This is a genomic window from Pseudomonas sp. LF020 (assembly GCF_053456425.1).
Map to the genome: position 1 here is coordinate 17,848 of NZ_JBRFIX010000004.1, position 23,372 is coordinate 41,219.

The 23,372-nt window shown below is 61.8% G+C and carries 6 protein-coding genes; 4 read left to right on the plus strand and 2 right to left on the minus strand.

The window, feature by feature from the left end:
* Positions 1 to 101: 101 nt before the first annotated feature.
* Both ACU680_RS10700 and ACU680_RS10705 read right to left on the minus strand, forming a co-directional pair.
* Positions 102 to 440 carry a hypothetical protein gene (locus ACU680_RS10700; RefSeq protein ID WP_007962018.1) on the minus strand — a complete coding sequence of 113 codons (339 nt, stop codon included), beginning with the start codon at positions 438 to 440 and terminating at the stop codon, positions 102 to 104.
* Positions 441 to 588: 148 nt separating this feature from the next.
* Entirely contained in the window at positions 589 to 16,824 is a 16,236-nt protein-coding gene (locus ACU680_RS10705) for a LapA family giant adhesin (RefSeq protein WP_448179430.1), read from the minus strand.
* A gap of 357 nt (positions 16,825 to 17,181) precedes the next feature.
* Between ACU680_RS10705 and ACU680_RS10710 the strand changes: the two genes are divergently transcribed.
* The 4 genes from ACU680_RS10710 to ACU680_RS10725 all read left to right on the plus strand — a co-directional run bounded on the left by ACU680_RS10710 (position 17,182) and on the right by ACU680_RS10725 (position 23,357).
* A complete protein-coding gene (locus ACU680_RS10710) occupies positions 17,182 to 18,534 on the plus strand; it encodes a TolC family outer membrane protein (protein WP_007961502.1) in 1,353 nt (450 codons plus the stop codon).
* 42 nt (positions 18,535 to 18,576) lie between these two features.
* Complete coding sequence (locus tag ACU680_RS10715) at positions 18,577 to 20,733, plus strand: type I secretion system permease/ATPase (protein WP_027611114.1); 2,157 nt, start codon at positions 18,577 to 18,579, stop codon at positions 20,731 to 20,733.
* Positions 20,723 to 22,090, plus strand: a complete 1,368-nt coding sequence (locus tag ACU680_RS10720; RefSeq protein WP_007961500.1) for an HlyD family type I secretion periplasmic adaptor subunit — start codon at positions 20,723 to 20,725, stop codon at positions 22,088 to 22,090. Before ACU680_RS10715 ends, ACU680_RS10720 begins: the two co-directional genes overlap by 11 nt.
* A gap of 370 nt (positions 22,091 to 22,460) precedes the next feature.
* Entirely contained in the window at positions 22,461 to 23,357 is an 897-nt protein-coding gene (locus tag ACU680_RS10725; RefSeq protein ID WP_448179431.1) for a TauD/TfdA dioxygenase family protein, read from the plus strand.
* Positions 23,358 to 23,372 lie beyond the last annotated feature (15 nt).

Genomic DNA, 23,372 nt, shown 5'->3' on the forward strand with positions numbered 1-23,372 from the left:
TCCCACAGGATTTGTGTCGTTCACATAACTGCGGTGACCCACCCCATTGTGGGAGCGGGCTTGCCCGCGATGAGGCCAGCTCAGTCAACGAAGATTCGGGATCAGATCAACCCGGTCTCTTCATCGTCGATCAACTGGCTCAACCCGCCCAGCGCTTCCCGCGCCTGTGTCCGATCCATCAACTTGGCCTGCGCCGCCGGCGGCAGGTCGGTGACGCGGATCACGCCCTTCTGGGTCAGCACCTGAATCAGGTCGTCGAGTACCCGAATCATTTCCAGGTCGCTCTGCTTGAGCTGTTTCAGGCTGGTTTCCACCACTTCATTGGCGAACCAGGCCTGGATTTCATGGCTGTCGGCCGGCAGCGTTTCCGTGGCCTCGGCGTAGGCCGCGGCTTCCACGCGAATCAACAGACCTTGCGCATCGCGTTGCACGTAAAACATTGAGCATCCCTCAGAAAGAAACCAGCGTCATGCTGTCAGCAGCATAGGCCAACTGCGCGCGAGTATGCGGGGTGGCGAAGAAATCGTCACCGCTGAGTTAGCCGCAAAGGTGACGGCCGCCCCAAGGGGCGGCCGTTTGGTTTACGTATCAGCTGTTGTTGTGGTCGACCTTGATGGTCGGGTCGCTGCCGGCAATCAGGTTGTGAATGTTGGCGGTTGACCAGTTGTTGCCTTCCAGTTTGATCGTCACGTCCGGCGTGGCGGCTGCCGCATCGCCGGAGTTGAACTTGCCCGCCGAGCTGACTTGCAGCGACGACGTGCCATCAACCGTGGTGATCTTCAGGAAGTTGTCGATGGTGCTGCCGGTTTCACCCTGCAACAGATCGCGCAGGTCGATGCGGTCGCCTTCGTTGGCATTGAAGTCCTTGATCACGTCGTTGCCGGTGTCACCTGCTTTCCAGACGAAAGTGTCGGCACCGGAACCACCGATCAGGATGTCGTTGCCCTGGCCGCCGATCAGCGTGTCATTGCCGGTGCCGCCGAGCAGGATGTCATTGCCCTTGCCGCCGTCGAGCAGGTCGTTGCCGCCCGAGCCAAACAGGATGTCGTTACCTGCGCCGCCCAACAGTGTGTCGTTACCGTCATGTGCACCGGACACATCGAACGCCTGATAGTGCTCGGTGATGTACTGGTGCACATTGCTGGTGGTGACCTTGCTGACGTCGACCCCGGTCTGCTGCGCCACGAACGCCTGCATCGCCTGATAACCCTCGCCGGCAATGCCGTTGAAGCTCACCAGATCGCCGAACAGGATGTCGTTGCCGTCGCCACCGCTGACGGTGTCGTTGCCCGGCATTGTCGCTTCGGTGTGGCCGATGATCGAGTTGGCCAGATCCTTCGGATCGATGTTGGTTTGCGGCGAGTGATCCGAGTCATACGGTTTCAGGTCGTTGAGACTGACGCCGCTGTTGATACCGATCGCCTCGACATTCGACAGACCGCTGAGCAAGGCGAAGCTGCTGGTCGAGTTGTCTGTGGTGGCCGAGCTGGTGCTGCTGCCGCTGCCCGCCAGGCTCGACAGCTCATAAGTGCCGTCGCCCTGGGCGTGAACGGTACCCAGGTCGCTCCATTTCCAGCTGCCGTTTTTATACGTTTGCAGAACAGCAGCACCGGCGGCACTGATGCTCAGGTAATGCGTGCTGTCGATGTAAGTGCTGAAGGTATCGCCCAGCTTGTAGTTGCTGGTCGTCACCACACTGTCGAACTTCACGCTGCCATACAGCGTCGGGTTGGTCTGCTCGCCGCTCTGGTAGTAGGTCGGCTGGCCGTCGGTAATGAAGTACGTGAGGTTCTTCGCCCCGGTGTTGGCCAGCGCTTCCGTGCTCTGGAAGAAGTTGGCCGTGGTCTTGAACACGTCCTCGTAGTTGGTGCCGCCGCCAGAGGTCATCGAGTCGAGCACGGCTTTGAGCTTGGTCAGCGCGTTCGAGTCGTTGAGGTTCACCGACACCGACTTGTTGACCTGGGTATCGAAGTCCACCAGGAAGATGTTCACCGTGCCCGAGTTGCTGCCGCCCAGGCTCTGCTTGAGGGTGTTGAACACCGAGGTCAGCGAGTCCTTGGCCGCGTTGATCGACGAGGTGCTCATGCTGCCCGAGCTGTCGACCATGAACGCGATGTTGTAGTTGGTGCCCGGCACCACGGTCAGACCGCCGATGTCGGCGACCATGATGTCGTTGCCATCGGTGCCGTTGAAGGTGTCATCGCCCGAGGTACCGACCACCGCGTTGTACACCGCCGGCACCACGGTGACCGGAATCGTCGCGGTGCTGCTGGCCGAGCCGCCGACCATCTCGGTGGAGGTCGAGGTCACGGTCAGGTTGAACTGGCCGTTGTAGTAGGTCGGCGGGGTCACGGTCAGGCTGCCGAGGTTCCAGCCGGTGACGTTGGCTTCGCCGTTGCTTGCGGTGACTGTGAAGGTGTGGCCATGGCCGTCGGAGAGAACCGAGCCGACCGGCGCACCGCTGATCTTCACGCTCAGGGTTTCCGAGCCGTCGGTATCGGTCAGCGCGGTGTTGATCGCCGACAGTTTCACCGTGGTGCCTTCGGCGCCGGTGTTGAGTTTGTAGCCGTCGTAATAGCCTTCGCCGTTGCTGCCGTGCAGATCGGAGACGGTCACACCGGCGTTCACCAGATCCTGCACGCCGGTGTAGATCGGCACGCCGGCGCTGCTCAGGTCGATCGGCGTGCTGCCGTTGACCGACAGGTTGACGTCGTAGCTGCCCGGGCCGCTCTGATTGTGGTGGTAGATGTCCAGGGTGTAGTAGCCGCTGGTGGTCGGGGTGAACGAGCCGCTGATCGCACCGCCCGCGCCCCAGGTACCCGACGCCACACTCTTGCCGCCAATGGTGATCAGCAGGCTGTCGTCAGCCACACCGCTGAAGCTGTAGGTCTTGCCGGCTTCCAGATAGATCAGGCCCGAGGTTTTCGACGCGGTGCCGGCGGTCACACTGCCGTCGGACTGCACGTTGGTCACGTTGGTGCTGGAGTTCGGGGTGCCGGCGCCGTCGATCACGTTTTTCAACGTAGTCGAGTCAGCGCCGTTGCCGCTGGTGCCCAGGCCCGCCAGGCCGGTCCAGACTTCCTTGACCAGTCCGGTGGACTTCACGCTGTTATCGGCCACGCTCACGGTCGGTGCATCCGCCACTGGCGTGATGTCGATCTTCACGGTGCCGGTGTTGCCCAGCAGCTGGCCGTCGGTTGGCTGGAACTTGATCTGCGCGTAATCGGCCTGGTTGTTGCCCATGCCGGTGCCGCCGTAACCGTTGACCCCCGACTCGTTGGCATCCGGCATGAAGCGCAGCTTGCCGGCGTCGATGTCAGCCTTGCTGAAGGTCTGGTTGTTGGCGACGTCTTTCCAGGTCGAACCGTCCAGATACTGCAGTTTGCCTTCGCCCGGCAGCTGGGTGATTTTGATCCCCAGGCTGCTGGCCGGGCTGTCGACGTCGGTCACACCGAAGGTCGACCAGCCGAGGATCAGCGGCGTGTCTTCGGTGCCGGTGACGTTGACTGGCGCTGCAACCGGCGCATCGTTGACCGCCACCACGTTGACCGTGGTGGTCGCGGTGTTGGAGTAGTTGCCGCCATCGGTCACGGTCACGGTGATGATCCGCGGCACGGTGCTCGGGTCTTCACTGCTGTTGGTGAAGGTGATGTTTTTGATGGCCTGCATGTAGTCGGCCAGCGTCGCGTTGCCCGACAGGGTCAGGGTCACGGTGCCGTTGGTGCTGTTGGCATTGATGGTGATGCCGTTGACGCTGTTGCCGAGGTTCAGCGCATCGCCGTCCTGACGGTTGGTCAGGACGATGGTCGCACCCGTCAGCATGGTGCTGTCCGGATCGGTGATCGTCAGGTCAGTGTCGGCAATCGACACGCCGGCGCCCGGGGTGTTTTCGGTGAACGTCACCTTGTAGTCGGCACCGGTGGCGCCGCTGGAGTTGTTGGCATCCAGGTCGATGACCGGTGGCGCATCGTTGTCGATGATCGAGGTGCTGACGCTGCCGTTGGTGCTGCTGACGGCCAGATTCTCGAAGTTGCCGCCGGTAGCCGAGTCGATCTTGACCACGAAGTTCTCGGTACCTTCGGTGATCTTGTCATCGATGGTCGCGACGTTGAACTGCGCGCTGCTGGCGCCCGCCGGGATCTTCACGGTGTACACGCCAGTGAAGTCCGAACCGTCGGCGGCGGTGCCGCTGTAGACGATTTTCAGGGTCACGTCGGTTTGTGCCGGGTGCGTCAGGCTGACGGTGTAGCTGGCGGTCTGGCCTTCGGTCACCGAGGTGCTGCCGGTGATGCTGACGGTGGTGGTGTCGATGGTATCGGCGACGTTGGTCACGGCAGGTGTCGTGCTCGGTACCAGGTTCTCGAAGTTGCCACCGCTGGCGTTGGTGATGGTCGCCTGCACGCTGCCGGCGTCTTTGTAGACGTCGTCAGCCGGAGCCGGAACGGTCACGGTGCCCGTGGTTTTGCCGGCGTCGATGGTGATCACCGAGCCGTTGCTCAAGGTCACGGTTACCGGGGAACCGGCGGCGTTGCTCAGGGTTGCGGTGTAGGTGATCTGGCCGCCCTCGTTCACCGCCGGGGTCGCGGACAGCGACAGGTTGGTGGTGTCGATGGTGTCGGTCACGGTGGTGCTGACCGGTGTTTTGTCGGCTACGAGGTTTTCGTAGTTGCCGCCGGTCACGTTAGTGATCGCATTGGTCAACGGTGCGTGGCCGGTCAGCGCGTCATTCGGCGCGATGCTGGTCACGGTGCCGGTGGTTTTGCCGATGTCGATGGTGATGGTCTGACCGTTGGCCAGAGTCACGACGACTGGCGAGCCAGTGACTGGCGCACCCACAGTGGCGGTGTAGGTGACGGTGCCACCCTCAGCCACGGTGCCCGTGGCGGTGAGTTTCACGCCGGTGGTGTCGATGGTGTCGGTGACGCTGGTCACGGCTGGCGTGGTGCTTGGCACCAGATTTTCGAAGTTGCCACCGGTGGCGGACTTGATCGTTGCCTGCACGGTGCCGGCGTCCTTATAGACGTCGTCGGCTGGAGCCGGAACAGTCACGGTGCCGGTGGTTTTACCGGCGTCGATGGTGATCACGGCGCCGTTGCTCAACGTTACGGTCACTGGCGAGCCAGCGGCGTTGGTCAGCGTTGCGGTGTAAACGATCGACCCACCCTCGGCCACGGTGCCAGTCGCGGACAGCGACAGGTTGGTGGTGTCGACGGTGTCGGTCACGGTGGTGCTGACCGGGGTTTTGTCGGCAACGAGGTTCTCGTAGTTGCCGCCGGTCACGTTGGTGATGGCGTTGGTCAACGGTGCGTGGCCGGTCAGCGCATCGTTCGGTGCAATGCTGGTCACGGTGCCGGTGGTTTTACCGATGTCGATGGTGATGGTCTGACCGTTGGCCAGGGTCACCACGACTGGCGAACCGGTGACTGGCGCACCGACGGTGGCGGTGTAGACGACGTTGCCGCCTTCAGCCGCTGTACCGGTGGCAGACAACTTCACGGTAGTGGTGTCGATGGTGTCGGTGACGCTGGTCACGGCCGGCACGGTACTCGGCACCAGGTTTTCGAAGTTGCCACCGCTGGCGTTGGTGATCGTGGCCTGAACGGTGCCGGCGTCCTTGTAGACGTCGTCGGCCGGAGCAGGGACGGTCACGGTGCCGGTGGTTTTGCCCGCGTCGATGGTGATCACGGCGCCGTTCGACAGAGTCACGGTGACTGGCGAACCAGCAGCGTTGGTCAGGGTCGCGGTGTAGATGATCGAACCGCCCTCGGCGACCGTGTTGGTGGCGCTCAGGGTCAGGTTGGTGGTGTCGACGGTATCGGTCACGGTGGTGCTGACCGGAGTCTTGTCGGCCACCAGATTTTCGTAGTTGCCACCGGTCACGTTAGTGATCGAGTTGGTCAACGGCGCGTGGCCGGTCAGCGCGTCGTTCGGCGCGATGCTGGTTACGGTGCCGGTGGTTTTACCGATGTCGATGGTGATGGTCTGGCCGTTGGCCAGGGTCACGACGACAGGCGAGCCGGTCACAGGTGCACCGACAGTCGCGGTGTAGGTGACGGTGCCACCTTCGGCCACGGTGCCCGTGGCGGTGAGTTTCACGCCAGTGGTGTCGATGGTGTCGGTGACGCTGGTCACGGCTGGCGTGGTGCTTGGCACCAGGTTCTCGAAGCTGCCACCCGTGGCGGATTTGATCGTTGCCTGCACGGTGCCGGCGTCTTTGTAGACGTCGTCAGCCGGGGCAGGAACGGTGACGGTACCGGTGGTTTTACCGGCGTCGATGGTGATGACTGCACCGTTGCTCAGCGTCACGGTCACTGGCGAGCCAGCGGCGTTGGTCAGCGTTGCGGTGTAAACAATCGAGCCACCCTCGGCCACGGTGCCGGTCGCGCTCAGGGACAGGTTGGTGGTGTCGATGGTGTCGGTCACGGTGGTGCTGACCGGAGTCTTGTCGGCCACCAGATTTTCGTAGTTGCCGCCGCTGACGTTGGTGATGGCGTTGGTCAGTGGCGCATGACCGGTCAACACGTCGTTCGGTGCGGCGGTGGTCACGGTGCCGGTGGTTTTGCCCACTTCGATGGTGATGTTCTGGCCGTTGGCCAGAGTCACGGTCACTGGCGAACCGGTTACCGGCGCACCAACGGTCGCGGTGTAGGTGACGGTGCCACCTTCAGCAGCAGACTCGGTCGCGGTCAGTTTGACCGTGGTGGTGTCGATGGTGTCGGTGACGCTGGTCACGGCCGGGGTGTTGCTGGTCACCAGGTTTTCGAAATTGCCGCCAGTCGCGGTCTTGATCGTGGCCTCAACGGTGCCCGCGTCTTTGTAGACGTCATCAGCCGGTGCCGGAACGGTCACGGTGCCGGTGGTTTTACCGGCGTCGATGGTGATCACGGCGCCGTTGCTCAACGTCACGGTAACCGGCGAGCCGGCAGCGTTGGTCAGCGTCGCGGTGTAAACGATCGAGCCGCCTTCAGCCACAGTACCGGTCGCGGACAGCGACAGGTTGGTGGTGTCGACGGTATCGGTGACCGTGGTATTGACCGGGGTCTTGTCGGCAACGAGGTTTTCGTAGTTGCCACCGCTGACGTTGGTGATGGCGTTGGTCAAAGGCGCATGGCCGGTCAGCGCATCGTTCGGTGCAGTGGTAGTGACGGTGCCGGTGGTTTTGCCGACTTCGATGGTGATGTTCTGACCATTAGCCAGAGTTACCACGACTGGCGAGCCAGTCACTGGCGCACCAACGGTCGCGGTGTAGGTGACGGTGCCGCCCTCGGCCGCGGACTCGGTCGCGGTCAGCTTGACCGTGGTGGTATCGATGGTGTCGGTGACCTGAGTCACAGCCGGCACGGTGCTCGGTACCAGGTTTTCGAAGCTGCCACCGGTAGCGTTGGTGATCGTTGCCTGAACGGTGCCGGCGTCTTTGTACACGTCATCGGCAGGTGCCGGAACGGTCACAGTGCCAGTGGTTTTACCGGCGTCGATGGTGATCACAGCGCCGTTCGACAGAGTCACGGTGACTGGCGAGCCAGCGGCGTTGGTCAAGGTCGCGGTGTAGATGATCGAACCGCCCTCGGCGACCGAATTGGTTGCGCTCAGGGACAGGTTGGTGGTGTCGACGGTGTCGGTGACATTGGTCGAAACCGGGGTTTTGTCAGCGACCAGATTCTCGTAATTACCGCCAGTCACGCCGGTGATCGCGTTGGTCAGAGGAGCATGACCCGTTAACGCATCGTTCGGTGCGGTGGTGGTGACCGTACCGCTGGTCTTGCCGACTTCGATGGTGATGTTCTGACCATTAGCCAGAGTTACCACGACTGGCGAACCGGTCACCGGCGCACCGACAGTGGCGGTGTAAGTCACGGTGCCGCCTTCTGCCGCAGACTCAGTCGCGGTTAGCTTGACCGTGGTGGTATCGATGGTGTCGGTAACGTTGGTGACAGCCGGAACGGTGCTTGGCACCAGGTTCTCGAAGTTGCCGCCGGTAGCGGTGGAAATGGTTGCTTCGACCTTACCGGCGTCTTTGTACACGTCGTCCGCCGGAGCTGGAACAGTCACGGTTCCGGTGGTTTTACCGGCCTCGATGGTGATCACCGCGCCGTTGGACAGGGTCACGGTGACTGGCGAACCAGCGGCGTTGGTCAAGGTTGCGGTGTAAACGATCGAGCCGCCTTCGGCCACGGTACCGGTCGCGGACAGCGACAGGTTGGTGGTGTCGACGGTGTCGGTGACGTTAGTGCTGACCGGGGTTTTGTCAGCAACGAGGTTTTCGTAGTTGCCACCGGTCACACCGGTGATCGAGTTGGTCAGCGGCGCATGACCGGTCAGCGCATCGTTCGGTGCGGTGGTGGTCACGGTGCCGGTGGTTTTGCCGACTTCGATGGTGATGTTCTGACCGTTGGCCAGGGTCACCACGACCGGCGAACCGGTGACTGGTGCGCCCACAGTGGCGGTATAGGTGACGGTGCCGCCTTCGGCTACCGAGGTATCGGCGGTCAGTTTGACGGTCGAGGTGTCGATGGTGTCGGTGACTTCGGTGACAGCCGGCACGGTACTTGGCACCAGGTTTTCGAAGTTGCCACCGGTGGCGGTGGAGATGGTTGTCTCGACTTTACCGGCATCTTTGTAAACGTCGTCCGCCGGAGCTGGAACAGTCACGGTGCCGGTGGTTTTGCCGGCCTCGATGGTGATGACTGCGCCGTTGCTCAACGTCACGGTAACCGGCGAACCGGCAGCGTTGGTCAGAGTCGCGGTGTAAACGATAGAGCCACCTTCGGCCACGGTGCCGGTCGCGGACAGCGACAGGTTAGTGGTGTCGACGGTGTCGGTGACATTGGTCGAAACCGGCGTTTTATCCGCCACGAGGTTTTCGTAGTTGCCGCCGCTGACTTCGGTGATGGCGTTGGTCAGCGGTGCATGACCGGTCAGCGCATCGTTCGGTGCGGTGGTGGTCACGGTGCCGGTGGTTTTGCCGACTTCGATGGTGATGTTCTGACCGTTGGCCAGGGTCACGACCACAGGCGAACCGGTTACCGGAGCACCGACAGTCGCGGTGTAGGTGACGGTGCCACCTTCCGCAGCAGACTCGGTCGCGGTCAGTTTCACTGTGGTGGTGTCGATGGTATCGGTAACGTTGGTGACGGCCGGAACAGTGCTCGGCACCAGATTTTCGAAGTTGCCACCGGTAGCGCTGGAAATGGTCGCTTCGACTTTGCCGGCATCTTTGTACACGTCATCGGCAGGGGCCGGCACGGTCACGGTGCCAGTGGTTTTACCCGCTTCAATAGTGATCACCGCGCCGTTGGACAGGGTCACGGTGACTGGCGAACCAGCGGCGTTGGTCAGGGTTGCGGTGTAGACGATCGAGCCACCCTCGGCCACGGTGCCGGTCGCACTGAGCGACAGATTGGTGGTGTCGACGGTGTCGGTGACATTGGTCGAAACCGGCGTTTTATCCGCCACGAGGTTTTCGTAGTTGCCGCCAGTGACACCGGTGATCGCGTTGGTCAGCGGAGCATGGCCGGTCAGCGCATCGTTTGGTGCAGTGGTGGTCACGGTGCCAGTGGTTTTACCCACTTCGATGGTGATGTTCTGACCGTTGGCCAAGGTCACCACGACCGGCGAGCCAGTCACTGGCGCACCGACAGTCGCGGTGTAAGTGACGGTGCCACCTTCCGCAGCCGATTCGGTCGCGGTCAGTTTGACCGTGGTGGTATCGATGGTGTCGGTCACGTTGGTGACGGCCGGAACGGTGCTAGGCACCAGGTTCTCGAAGTTGCCACCGGTAGCGCTGGAAATGGTTGCTTCGACTTTACCGGCGTCTTTGTACACGTCGTCAGCCGGAGCTGGAACGGTCACGGTGCCCGAGGTTTTACCGGCTTCGATGGTGATCACCGCGCCGTTGGACAGAGTCACGGTTACCGGAGTGCCGGCCGGGTTGGTCAGGGTCGCGGTGTAAACAATCGAACCACCTTCCGCCACCGAGTCGCTGGCGGTCAGGTTCAGGTTGGTAGTGTCGACAGTGTCCGACACTGAGGTGTTCGCCGGTGTTTTGTCGGCCACCAGGTTTTCATAGTTGCCGCCGGCAACCTTGTCGATGGCGACGCTCAACGAGCTGCCGCCCGCCAATGGGCTGTTCGGTGCAACGAAATTCACGCTGCCGGTGGTCTCACCGACGGCGATGGTGATGGTCTGGCCATTGGACAGAGTGACCACAACTGGCGAGCCGGTTACCGGCGCGGTGACGCTCGCGGTGTAGACCACGGTCTCGCCTTCGGCGACGTTAGCGGTGGCAGTCAGCGACACGGTGGAAGTGTCGATGGTGTCGTTGACGGTGGTCACCGCCGGAGTGTTGCTGGTCACCAGGTTTTCGAAGTCGCCACCGGTCGCGCCCTTGATGGTCGCCTCAACGGTGCCGGCGTCCTTGTAGACGTCATCCTTCGGCGCATCGACGGTCACGGTGCCGGAAGTTTTGCCGGCGTCGATCGTGATCACCGCGCCATTGCTCAAGGTCACGGTCACCGGGGTGCCGGCGGCGTTGGTCAGGGTGGCGGTGTAGGTGATCTGGCCGCCTTCGTTCACCACCGGAGTCGCGCTCAGCGACAGGTTGGTAGTGTCGACAGTGTCGGTCACGGTGGTGCTGACCGGCGTTTTGTCGGCGACGAGGTTTTCGTAGTTGCCGCCGCTGACATTGGTGATCGAGTTGTTCAGCGGCTCGTGACCGTTCAACGCATCGTTCGGTGCGGTGGTCGTCACGGTGCCGGTGGTCTTGCCGATGTCGATGGTGATGGTCTGGCCGTTGGCCAGAGTCACGACCACAGGCGAACCGGTTACCGGAGCGCCGACGGTGGCGGTGTAAGTGACGGTGCCGCCCTCGGCGACCGAAGTATCGGCGCTCAATTTGACGGTCGAGGTATCGATGGTGTCGGTGACTTCGGTGACGGCCGGAACAGTGCTTGGCACCAGGTTCTCGAAGTTGCCGCCCGCTGCGTCCTTGATCGTGACTTCGACTTTGCCGGCGTCTTTGTAGACGTCATCGGCAGGTGCTGGAACGGTCACGGTGCCGGTGGTCTTGCCCGCTTCGATAGTGATCACCGAACCGTTGGACAGGGTCACGGTGACTGGCGAGCCAGCAGCGTTGGTCAGTGTCGCGGTGTAGGTGATCGAACCGCCCTCGGCCACAGTGCCAGTGGCGCTCAGCGACAGGTTGGTGGTGTCGACGGTATCGGTCACGGTGGTGCTGACCGGGGTTTTGTCGGCAACCAGATTCTCGTAATTGCCGCCGCTGACATCAGTGATCGCGTTGGTCAGTGGTGCATGACCGGTCAACGCATCGTTTGGCGCGGTGGTGGTGACGGTGCCGGTGGTTTTGCCCACTTCGATGGTGATGTTCTGACCGTTAGCCAGGGTCACGACCACAGGCGAGCCGGTTACCGGAGCACCGACAGTGGCGGTGTAGGTGACCGTGCCACCTTCAGCAGCAGACTCGGTTGCGGTCAGTTTCACCGAGGTGGTGTCGATGGTGTCAGTGACTTCGGTAACTGCCGGAACAGTGCTTGGAACGAGATTTTCGAAGTTGCCGCCGGACGCATCCTTGATGGTGACTTCGACTTTGCCGGCATCTTTGTAGACGTCATCGGCAGGCGCTGGAACAGTCACGGTGCCGGTGGTTTTGCCGGCCTCGATGGTAATCACCGAACCGTTGGACAGCGTCACGGTGACTGGCGAGCCAGCAGCGTTGGTCAGCGTCGCGGTGTAGGTGATCGAACCACCCTCGGCGACCGAGTTGGTGGCGCTGAGCGACAGATTCGTCGTGTCCACGGTGTCAGTGACGGTGGTGCTGACCGGGGTTTTGTCAGCGACCAGATTTTCGTAGTTACCGCCGGTGACGCCGGTGATCGAGTTGGTCAGCGGTTCGTGACCCGTCAACGCATCGTTCGGCGCGGTGGTGGTCACGGTGCCGGTGGTTTTGCCGACTTCGATGGTGATGTTCTGACCATTGGCCAGGGTCACCACGACTGGCGAACCGGTGACGGGTGCGCCAACGGTAGCGGTGTAGGTGACCGTGCCGCCTTCAGCAGCGGACTCGGTCGCGGTCAGTTTCACCGACGTTGTGTCGATGGTGTCGGTGACTTCGGTCACGGCTGGAACGGTGCTCGGCACCAGGTTCTCGAAGTTGCCACCGGTGGTTCCGGTAATGCTGACTTCAACCTTGCCGGCGTCTTTATAGACGTCATCGGCGGGCGCAGGAACGGTCACGGTGCCGGTGGTTTTGCCCGCTTCGATGGTGATGACGGAGCCGTTGCTCAACGTCACGGTCACCGGGGTGCCGGCCGGGTTGGTCAGAGTCGCGGTGTAGACGATCGAACCACCCTCGGCCACGGTACCCGTGGCGCTCAGGGTCAGGTTGGTGGTGTCGACGGTATCGGTGACGGTGGTCGAAACCGGGTTTTTGTCGGCCACGAGGTTTTCGTAGTTGCCGCCGGTTACGCCGGTAATCGAGTTGCTCAGCGGTTCGTGACCGTTCAACGCATCGTTCGGCGCAGTGGCGGTGACGGTGCCGGTGGTTTTGCCGACTTCGATGGTGATGGTCTGACCGTTCGCCAGGGTCACGGTCACTGGCGAGCCAGTGACCGGCGCGCCGACGGTGGCGGTGTAAGTGACAGTCCCGCCTTCAGCGACCGAGGTATCGGCCGTGAGTTTCACGGTCGACGTGTCGATGGTGTCGGTCACTTCGGTGACGGCTGGAATGGTGCTTGGCACCAGGTTCTCGAAATTGCCGCCTGCGGCGTCTTTGATCGTGACTTCAACCTTGCCAGCGTCTTTGTAGACGTCATCGGCTGGTGCTGGAACGGTCACGGTGCCGGTAGTTTTACCGGCTTCGATAGTGATCACCGAGCCGTTGCTCAGGGTCACGGTGACTGGTGTGCCCGCTGGATTGGTCAAGGTCGCGGTGTAGACGATCGAACCACCTTCAGCGACGGAACCGGTGGCGCTCAACGTCAGGTTGGTGGTGTCGACGGTGTCGGTGATGGTGGTGCTGACAGGGGTTTTGTCGGCCACGAGGTTTTCGTAGTTGCCGCCCGTTACGGCGGTAATCGCGTTGCTCAACGGCTCGTGACCGTTCAACGCATCGTTTGGCGCGGTGGTGGTCACGGTACCGGTGGTTTTACCCACTTCGATGGTGATGGTCTGGCCGTTCGCCAAAGTGACAGTCACTGGCGAGCCGGTGACAGGCGCGCCGACGGTGGCGGTGTAAGTAACAGTGCCGCCTTCAGCCACCGAAGTATCGGCCGTGAGTTTCACGGTCGAGGTGTCGATGGTGTCAGTGACTTCGGTGACGGCTGGAACGGTACTTGGTACCAGATTTTCGAAGTTGCCGCCGGACGCATCCTTGATCGTGACTTCGACCTTGCCGGCGTCTTTGTAGACGTCATCGGCAGGCGCCGGAACGGTCACGGTGCCGGTGGTTTTACCGGCTTCGATGGTGATGACGGAGCCGTTGCTCAGGGTCACGGTCACCGGCGCGCCGGCCGGGTTGGTCAGGGTCGCGGTGTATACGATCGAACCACCTTCGGCCACGGTACCGGTCGCAGTCAGCGACAGATTGGTGGTGTCGACGGTGTCGGTAACGGTGGTCGAAACCGGAGTTTTGTCGGCCACGAGGTTTTCGTAGTTGCCGCCGCTCACGTCAGTGATCGCGTTGGTCAGCGGCTCATGACCATTCAATGCATCGTTCGGCGCGGTGGTGGTCACGGTGCCGGTGGTTTTGCCCACTTCGATGATGATGGTCTGGCCGTTGGCCAGGGTCACGACCACAGGCGAGCCGGTCACTGGTGCGCCAACCGTAGCGGTGTAAGTGACGGTGCCGCCCTCGGCCACCGAGGTGTCAGCGCTCAGTTTGACGGTCGAAGTATCGATGGTGTCAGTGACTTCGGTGACAGCCGGAACGGTACTTGGAACGAGGTTCTCGAAATTGCCACCGCTGGTTCCGGTAATGCTGACTTCGACTTTGCCGGCGTCTTTATAGACGTCATCGGCAGGCGCCGGAACGGTCACGGTACCGGTGGTCTTACCGGCTTCGATGGTGATAACGGAGCCATTGCTCAGGGTCACAGTCACCGGGGTGCCGGCTGGGTTGGTCAGGGTCGCGGTGTAGACAATCGAACCGCCTTCAGCGACGGAGCCAGTGGCGCTCAACGTCAGGTTGGTGGTGTCGACGGTATCAGTCACGGTGGTGCTGACCGGCGTCTTGTCGGCGACCAGATTTTCGTAGTTGCCACCGCTCACGCCAGTGATCGAGTTGCTCAGCGGAGCCTGGCCGTTCAGCACGTCGTTCGGTGCGGTGGTGGTCACGGTGCCAGTGGTTTTGCCGACTTCGATGGTGATGGTCTGGCCGTTGGCCAGAGTCACGACAACCGGCGAACCGGTCACGGGAGCGCCGACCGTCGCGGTGTAAGTGACGGTGCCGCCCTCGGCGACCGAGGTGTCAGCGGACAGTTTGACTGTCGAGGTGTCGATGGTATCGGTGACTTGGGTAACTGCAGGAACAGTACTTGGCACCAGATTTTCGAAATTTCCGCCGGTTGCACCGTTGATGGTGACTTCGACTTTGCCGGCGTCTTTGTAAACGTCATCGGCAGGCGCTGGAACCGTCACGGTACCGGTGGTTTTACCGGCTTCGATGGTGATGACGGAGCCGTTGCTCAGGGTCACGGTCACCGGCGTGCCGGCCGGGTTGGTCAGGGTCGCGGTGTAGACGATCGAACCGCCCTCGGCCACGGTGCCGGTCGCGCTCAGCGACAGGTTGGTGGTGTCGACGGTATCGGTGACGGTGGTCGAAACCGGGGTTTTGTCGGCGACGAGGTTTTCGTAGTTGCCGCCACTGACGTTGGTGATGGCGTTGGTCAGCGGTGGGTTGCCGGTCAACGCATCGTTTGGCGCGGTGGTGGTCACGGTGCCGGTGGTTTTGCCCACTTCGATGGTGATGGACTGACCGTTGGCCAGGGTCACGACAACTGGCGAACCGGTGACAGGTGCACCGACGGTGGCGGTGTAAGTGACGGTGCCGCCCTCAGCGACCGAGGTATCAGCGGTCAGTTTGACGGTCGAGGTATCGATGGTGTCGGTGACTTCGGTGACCGCCGGAACGGTGCTCGGCACCAGGTTCTCGAAATTGCCACCGGTAGTGCCGGTGATGCTGACTTCGACTTTGCCGGCATCTTTATAGACGTCATCGGCAGGCGCCGGAACGGTGACGGTGCCGGTGGTTTTGCCAGCCTCGATGGTGATGACCGAGCCATTGCTCAACGTCACGGTCACCGGGGTACCGGCCGGGTTGGTCAGGGTTGCGGTGTAAACGATCGAACCGCCTTCAGCGACGGTGCCGGTGGCAGTCAGCGACAGGTTGGTGGTGTCGATGGAATCGGTCACGGTGGTGGTGGCCGGCGTGGTGTTCGGCACCAGGTTCTCGAAGTTGCCGCCGGTTGCGCCGGTAATCGTGGTGCTGACGGTGCCGCCGTTGTTGTAAACGTCGTTCGGCGCGGTCGGCACGTTGACGGTGCCAGTGGTCTGGCCGGCTTCGATGGTGATGGTCGAGCCGTTGGACAGGGTGACGGTGACCGGCGTCTGTGCCGGGTTGGTCAGGGTCGCGGTGTAGGTGATCTGGCCACCTTCGACCACGCTGCCGGTGGCGGTCAGGGTCAGGCCGGTTGTGTCGCGCGAATCGACGATGTTCGTTACGGCTGGCGTCGTGTTCGGCACCAGGTTCTCGAAGTTGCCACCGCTGGCGCCGGTAATCGTAGTGGTGACGGTGCTGCCGTTGTTGTAGACGTCATTCGGCGCGGTCGGCACGTTGACGGTGCCGGTAGTCTGGCCGGCTTCGATGGTGATGGTCGAGCCATTGGACAGGGTGACGGTGACCGGCGTCTGCGCCGGGTTGGTCAGGGTCGCGGTGTAGGTGATCTGGCCACCTTCGGTGACGCTGTTGCCCGCCGTCAGGGTGACGGTGGTGGTGTCGATGGTGTCGGTGACCTGGGTCGTGGCCGGGGTGGTCGGCGGGGTCACGGTAATGCCGTTGCCACCGGTAGTGCCGGTGACGGTCACATCGATCTGGGTCGGGTCGTTGTAGACGGTGTCGTTCGGTGCCAGTGGCACGTTGACAGTGCCGGTGGTGGAGCCGGCCGGAATCACGATCACCGAGCCGTTGGACAGGGTGATGGTCAGGTCGGTCAGCGGCGCCTGGGTCAGGGTCGCGGTGTACACCAGCACGCCGCCGGCTTCGGTGATGGTCGGCGTGGCGCTGAGGCTTAGGGTCGATTCACGCAGGGCGTTGGTGGTGGTGTCGGTGGTCTGGCCACCGGTGATGTTCTGTGCCGCTTGCGCACCGGAGTTGATGCCCGCAGTCGGGAAACCGATGGTCGGGTCGACGCGGCCGGCGGTGGCGTCGAGCATCACGAAACTATGACCGCCGCCTGCCGCGCCGCCAGTCCCTGCGGCGGTAGCGCCGGCAGCGGTGGCTTCAAGGGCGGTGGTCGGGTCGGCACCGGCGGCGATGGCCTGCTGCAGCTCGGCTACAGACGGCGCGGCCTGCGCGGTGGCTTCGGCCAGATCAGTGCTGGAGTCAGGCGCGTTGGCGCTCCACTGGGTTTCGCGGCCCAGGTCCAGGGTGCGGCCATCCGCCAGTTCCAGCGATACGGCGCCGGAGAGGCCGGTATCGATCTGGTCGCCGACATACAGGCGATCGCCTTCAACGAGCACGCGGCGTACACCCTCGGGGGAGACCACGAATACCTGACCGACAATGCTTTTGACGATGGCAACAACACTGCTCATTGAAGACTCTCCGGGTGTCACGTTCAGTTGACTTCCATAGCCTGATGGCTTCGGCGCCGATTCAGTCTGGACGTACTTTTAAAATTTGCGAATCAAGATTGACGCTGTTCTTCGTCAATAATTTGGCTAGATTCTTTCGCTATTAACTTTATGCCAAACTATTGACCTTCTGGGTGCCATCCTAAACAATCGCCCCACTAATGTCACATTGATATTTCCGCGGCGACCTGTCCCTCAGCGTGTGATCCAGTTCCTAATTTGAACTTTCCGACATACGGTCATTCCGGTTGCCAATCATCCGACGCAGCAGCACGTTTTGCTGTGATTCAAGACAAGAAGTCCTGGGAAATCTTTACCATGCGTTTGCACCTGTTCAAGGCTCTACCGTTCGCCCTCGCCGCCTCTTTTGTCCAAGCACAATCCTTACCAGAAGCCATGCAGCAGGCACTGGATGTCCATCCGGAAATCCAGGCGGGGGTCAACAGTCGTTTGGCCGCGGATTATCAGTTAAAGGCAGCCAAAGGGGGATACCTGCCCAAGGTCGATCTGCTGGGCGGTTATGGTCGTGAGGGCACTGACAGCGTGACCACCCGCGCCAATGGTGGTGGCAACCACTGGGAAACGTTGAACCGCAGCGAGTCAAGTTTACGTCTCTCGCAAATGGTTTTTGACGGTTTTGCGACGTCGAGCGAAGTCGGGCGTCAACAAGCCACCGTCAACTCGCGCGCCTACTCGCTGCTCGGCACTTCCGAGCGCACCGCGCTGACCGTCGCCCAGGTGTACCTGGACGTGCTGACCCGCCGCGAATTCGTGCGTCTGGCCGAAGAGAACCTCAAGAGTCACCAACGCATTTACGATCAGATCCAGCTACGCACCCAGCGTGGCGTTGGTAGCGGCGCTGACCTTGATCAGGCTGAAGCGCGGATGGCTCAGGCCCGCAACAACCTGATCACCGAACAGACCAACCTCGCCGACTCCGAGACCAACTTCCTCAGTGCCGTCGGCCAGATGCCTGACCAGTTGGAGCGCCCGGCGCCGTTCATGGCGATGATGCCGGCCAACCTCAATGAAGCCCGTACGCAGATGCTGGAAAACAGCCCGATCCTGCGCTCGGCCGAGTCCGATATCGCCGCTGCCGAAAAGCAGTACGAAACCGCCAAGTCGACCTTTTACCCACGTTTCGACGCCGAGCTGGGTCGCACTGCCGACAACGATCTCGACGGTCAGAACGGCCACAACAACGAATGGCAGGCCATGCTGCGCATGCGCTTCAACCTGTACTCCGGTGGCAGCAACAAGGCCGATCTGGAATCCAAGTCGTACCTGTCGAACCAGGCGCTGGACATCCGCAACAACGCCCTGCGTCAGTTGAACGAAGAACTGGGTCTGGCCTGGAACGCCCTGAACAATGCCAATGCGCAGGTGCCGATCGCTCAGCAGTACGTTGATCACAGCACCGCGGTGCGTACCGCCTACCAGCGTCAGTTCAGCCTCGGCGAGCGCACCCTGCTCGATTTGCTCGACAGCGAAAACGAGTTGTTCACCGCTTCGCGCCGTTTGGCCGAAATCAAGAACATTCAGTTATTTACTCAGTATCGAATCAAGGCGACCATGGGCGAGTTGCTCAAGAGCCAGGGAGTGGTCGCACCGTTGGCATCCGTCGTGCAGAACGATGTGAAGCCGAAGGTCCAACTGCCGGGTATGAATTGAGCAGAACCTTCATTGTTCAATTGTTAGCCAAGAGTGCCGAGCGTGGAATCAGAAGTCAGTCGAGTTCAACTCATTCATGATCCGCGCGCGATGCACGACGATCCGTTACTGGATGGTCTGCTCGCTCTATGCATGTTGCACCAGAAGCCGGCCAGTGCCGCGATGTTGACCACTGGCCTGCCGCTGCCCAAGCAGCGCCTGAGTGTCGAGTTGCTGCCCCGCGCAGCGGCTCGCGCCGGGCTGCAGGGCCGGGTGCTGCAACGCAAGCTGGAAGAGATTCCGGCGATTGCCATGCCGGCGCTGTTGCTGCTCAAGGATGGCCGCAGTGCTGTTCTGCTCGGCTGGCAAGGTGACAACGAAGCCCGGGTGCTGCTCAGCGAAAGCGATGGCGGCGAATCGGTGGTCAGCCGCGAACTGTTGGCCGACGACTACACCGGCAAAGTGTTCTTCGCTCAGCCGCAGCACAAATTCGACGTCAACCACGGCACGCTGATCCCGCGCGCTCGCTCGTGGTTCCGCGATACCCTCAAGCGTTCGCGCTGGCTGTATGCCGATGCGATCGCCGCGAGTTTCCTGATCAACATCATCGCCATGGCCGCGCCGCTGTTCGTGATGAACGTCTACGACCGCGTGGTGCCGAACCAGGCCGAGGCGACCCTGTGGGTGCTGGCGCTGGGCATCACCGGTGCCTATATCTTCGACCTGATCCTCAAAAGCCTGCGCAGCCTGTGCCTGGATCTGGCCGGCAAGAAAACCGACCTGATCATCTCCGCGACGCTGTTCGAGCGCATCGTCGGCATGGCCATGAAGTACCGCCCGGCGCGGGTCGGCAGCTTCGCGCAGAACATCCATGAGTTTCAGAGCCTGCGCGACTTCCTCGCCTCGTTGACCCTGACCAGCCTGATCGACCTGCCGTTCACCATTCTGATCTTCATCGTCATCGCGATTCTCGGCGGGCATCTGGTGTGGATTCCGGTGCTGGCGTTCCCGATTGCGCTGTTGATCGGCTACGCGTTGCAGAAGCCGCTGGTAGCGACCATGGAACGCACCATGGCCCTCGGCGCCGAGCGGCAGTCGAGCCTGATCGAAACCCTCGCCGGCCTCGATGCGGTCAAGGTCAACAACGCCGAAAGCGAACGCCAGTACCAGTGGGAACAGACCATCGGCACCCTCAGCCGCCTCGAGCTGCGAGTGAAAATGCTCTCCGGTCTGGCGATGAACATCACCTTGCTGATCCAGCAATTGGCCGGGGTGATCATGATCGTCTTCGGCGTGTACCAGATCATCGCCGGCAACCTGAGCATGGGCGGTCTGATTGCCTGCTACATGCTCAGCGGCCGTGCGCTGAGTCCGCTGGCGTCGCTGTCCGGTCTGCTGACCCGCTACCAGCAGGCGCGGGTGACCATGACTTCGGTTGACCAGATGATGGAGCTGCCGCAGGAGCGCAATTTCGAAGAGCGCCCGCTGAGCCGCAAGGTGTTGCAAGGCGCGATCGAGTGCCGTCAGTTGAACTTCACCTACCCGGAACAGCAGAACCCGGCGCTGAAGAACATCAACCTGGTGATCCGTCCCGGCGAGAAGATCGGCATCATCGGTCGCAGTGGTTCGGGCAAGAGTTCGCTGGCGAAACTGCTGGTGGGCCTGTATCAGCCGGACGACGGCGCGTTGCTGGTGGACGGTGTGGATATCCGCCAGATCGACGTCAGCGAGCTGCGCTACAACATCGGCTACGTGCCGCAGGACATCCAGCTGCTGGCCGGTACCCTGCGTGACAATCTGGTCTCCGGCGCGCGCTATGTCGAAGACGAGCTGGTACTGCAAGCTGCCGAACTGGCCGGCGTCCACGAATTCGCTCGCCTTCACCCGCAAGGTTATGAACTGCAAGTCGGCGAGCGTGGACAGAACCTGTCCGGTGGCCAACGACAGAACGTTGCACTGGCGCGGGCGCTGCTGCTCAATCCGCCGATCCTGCTGCTCGACGAACCGACCAGCGCCATGGACAACACCGGCGAAGAACGCCTCAAGCAACGTCTGGCCGCCGTGGTTGAAAACAAGACCGTGGTGCTGGTGACGCACCGGGCCTCGCTGCTGTCGCTGGTCGACCGCCTGCTGGTGGTCGACCGTGGACAGATTCTCGCCGATGGCCCGAAAGCCGCCGTGATGGAAGCGTTGAAGAAGGGGCAGATCAGTGTTGCTTAAGTCGGGTGTCAAAGAGTCGATCCGTCGCTACTTCAAGGGCTCTGCCTCGCTGCAGGGCCAGCCGCTGCCGGAGGTCAACAAGGCGCTGATCGAGGACGCCCCGCGCGTCGTGCGCCTGACCATCTGGGCAATCATCGGCTTCTTCCTGTTCCTGCTGCTGTGGGCCAACTTCGCCGTGATCGACGAAGTGACCAAGGGCGACGGCAAGGCGATTCCGTCGTCGAAGATCCAGAAAATCCAGAACCTTGAGGGCGGGATCGTCTCGGAAATGTTCGTCAAGGAAGGTCAGATCGTCGAGGCCGGCGCACCGCTGATTCGCTTGGACGACACGCGATTTGCTTCCAACGTCGGTGAGACCGAGGCCGATCGACTGTCGATGCTGTTGCGCGTCGAACGCCTGAGCGCCGAGGTCGATGACCGTCCACTGAATTTCCCGGAAGACGTGCTCAAAGCCGTGCCGGGTCAGGCAAAAAGCGAAGAATCGTTGTACATCAGTCGTCGTCAGCAATTGCATGACGAGATCGGCGGTTTGCAGGAGCAGTTGATCCAGCGTCAGCAAGAGCTGCGTGAATTCAGCTCCAAGCAAGCGCAATACCGTCAGCAGCTGGGCCTGCAACGCCAGGAAATCAACATGTCCGAGCCGCTGGTGGCGCAGGGCGCGGTATCGCCGGTAGAAGTGCTGCGGCTCAAGCGTGCCGAGGTGGAAACCCGTGGTCAGCTCGACGCCACCACGCTGGCAATCCCGCGCGCTGAATCTGCAATCAAGGAAGTCCAGCGCAAGATCGACGAGACTCGCGGCAAATTCCGCAGCGAGGCGCTGACCCAGCTTAACGAAGCCCGCACCGACCTGAACAAGGCCCAGGCCACCGGCAAGGCGCTGGAAGATCGGGTCAGCCGGACGCTGGTCACCTCGCCGGTACGCGGCATCGTCAACAAGTTGCTGGTCAACACCATCGGCGGCGTGATCCAGCCGGGTAGCGACATGGTGGAGATCGTGCCGCTGGATGACACCTTGCTGGTCGAAGCCAAGATCCGTCCGCAGGACATTGCCTTCCTGCACCCGGGGCAGGAAGCGATCGTCAAATTCACCGCGTACGACTACACCATTTACGGCGGGCTCAAAGCCAAGCTGGAGCAGATCGGTGCCGACACCATCACCGACGAAGACAAGAAAACCACCTACTACATCATCAAGGTACGCACCGAGCGCAGCCACCTGGGCACCGATGACAAGCCGTTGCTGATCATCCCGGGGATGGTGGCGTCGGTGGATATCATCACCGGCAAGAAATCGGTGCTGAGTTACCTGCTCAAGCCGATCATCCGGGCGCGGGCCGAGGCGTTGCACGAGCGTTGATTCTCTAGCGGTCATCAGGGCCTCATCGCTGGCAAGCCAGCTCCCACAGAGTTTCCGGTTGGAACACGATTGTGTGCTCGACATCGGAAACTGTGGGAGCTGGCTTGCCAGCGAAGGCGCCAGTGAAGTTGCCACATTACGCATAGAAGTGACACAAATCGTCACTCACCATCCAGTCCATTCCTCACCATCCGCCATATCGTTATTCATTAACGGTATTTAATTTCCTTTTCTTATAGCTTTAAAGTCATCCCCCTGCGTACCTGCCGACCAATCGGCGCGCCGCACGACCTGAACCGACACGCAATCCAGCGTGAGTGTCTGATCGACGTGCGCGCCCGTGAGCGCGCCGTGCGTGGGAGATTGAGAGATGTCCGCAGCTACTGCCACCCCAAGCGCCGCGACTGCCGCGCCGCAAAGCTTTGAAATTCGCCCGTTCAGCGGTGCCGTCGGTGCCGAGATCATCGGCCTGGACCTGACCCGGCCGGTCAACGATCAGGACTTCGCGCGCATACATCGTGCGCACCTGGATCACCACGTCGTGGTCTTCCGCGATCAGCGCATCACTCCGCAACAGCAAACCGATTTCAGCCGCCGTTTCGGCGTGTTGCAGATCCACGTGCTCAAGCAGTTCCTGCTGGCCAATCACCCGGAAATCCTCATCGTTTCCAACATCGTCGAGAACGGCCAGAACATCGGCCTCGGCGATGCCGGCAAGTTCTGGCACTCCGACCTTTCCTATAAAGAGCTGCCGAGCCTTGGCTCGATGCTGCATGCCCAGGAATTACCGTCCGAGGGCGGTGACACCCTGTTTGCCGACATGCACAAAGCCTGGGACAACCTGCCCGAAGCGCTGCGCAAAGCCGTGGAAGGCCGATCGGCCGCGCATTCCTACACCGCGCGTTACAGCGAGACCAAATTCGAAGGCAACTGGCGCCCGACCCTGACCCCGGAGCAACTGGCGCAGGTCGCCGAAGTGGTGCACCCGATCGTCCGCACTCATCCAGAAAACGGCCGCAAGGCGTTGTTCGTCAGCGAAGGCTTCACCACCCGCATCGTCGGTCTGCCGGAGGACGAGAGCCAACAATTGCTGGCCGAGCTCTACGCCCACAGCGTGCTGCCGCAAAACATCTACCGCCATCAGTGGCAGCCCCACGACATGGTGTTCTGGGACAACCGTTCGCTGATCCACCTTGCCGCCGGCTGCCCTGCGCACCTGCGCCGCAAGCTGTATCGCACGACCATTCAGGGCGACGCGCCTTTCTGATTTGCCGGAGATCCG

Bases quoted from the DNA above. Each gene is read 5' to 3' on its own strand.
- ACU680_RS10705 (WP_448179430.1), bottom strand. From the start codon at position 16,824: ATGAGCAGTGTTGTTGCCATCGTCAAAAGCATTGTCGGTCAGGTATTC.
- ACU680_RS10710 (WP_007961502.1), top strand. From the start codon at position 17,182: ATGCGTTTGCACCTGTTCAAGGCTCTACCGTTCGCCCTCGCCGCCTCT.
- ACU680_RS10700 (WP_007962018.1), bottom strand. From the start codon at position 440: ATGTTTTACGTGCAACGCGATGCGCAAGGTCTGTTGATTCGCGTGGAA.
- ACU680_RS10725 (WP_448179431.1), top strand. From the start codon at position 22,461: ATGTCCGCAGCTACTGCCACCCCAAGCGCCGCGACTGCCGCGCCGCAA.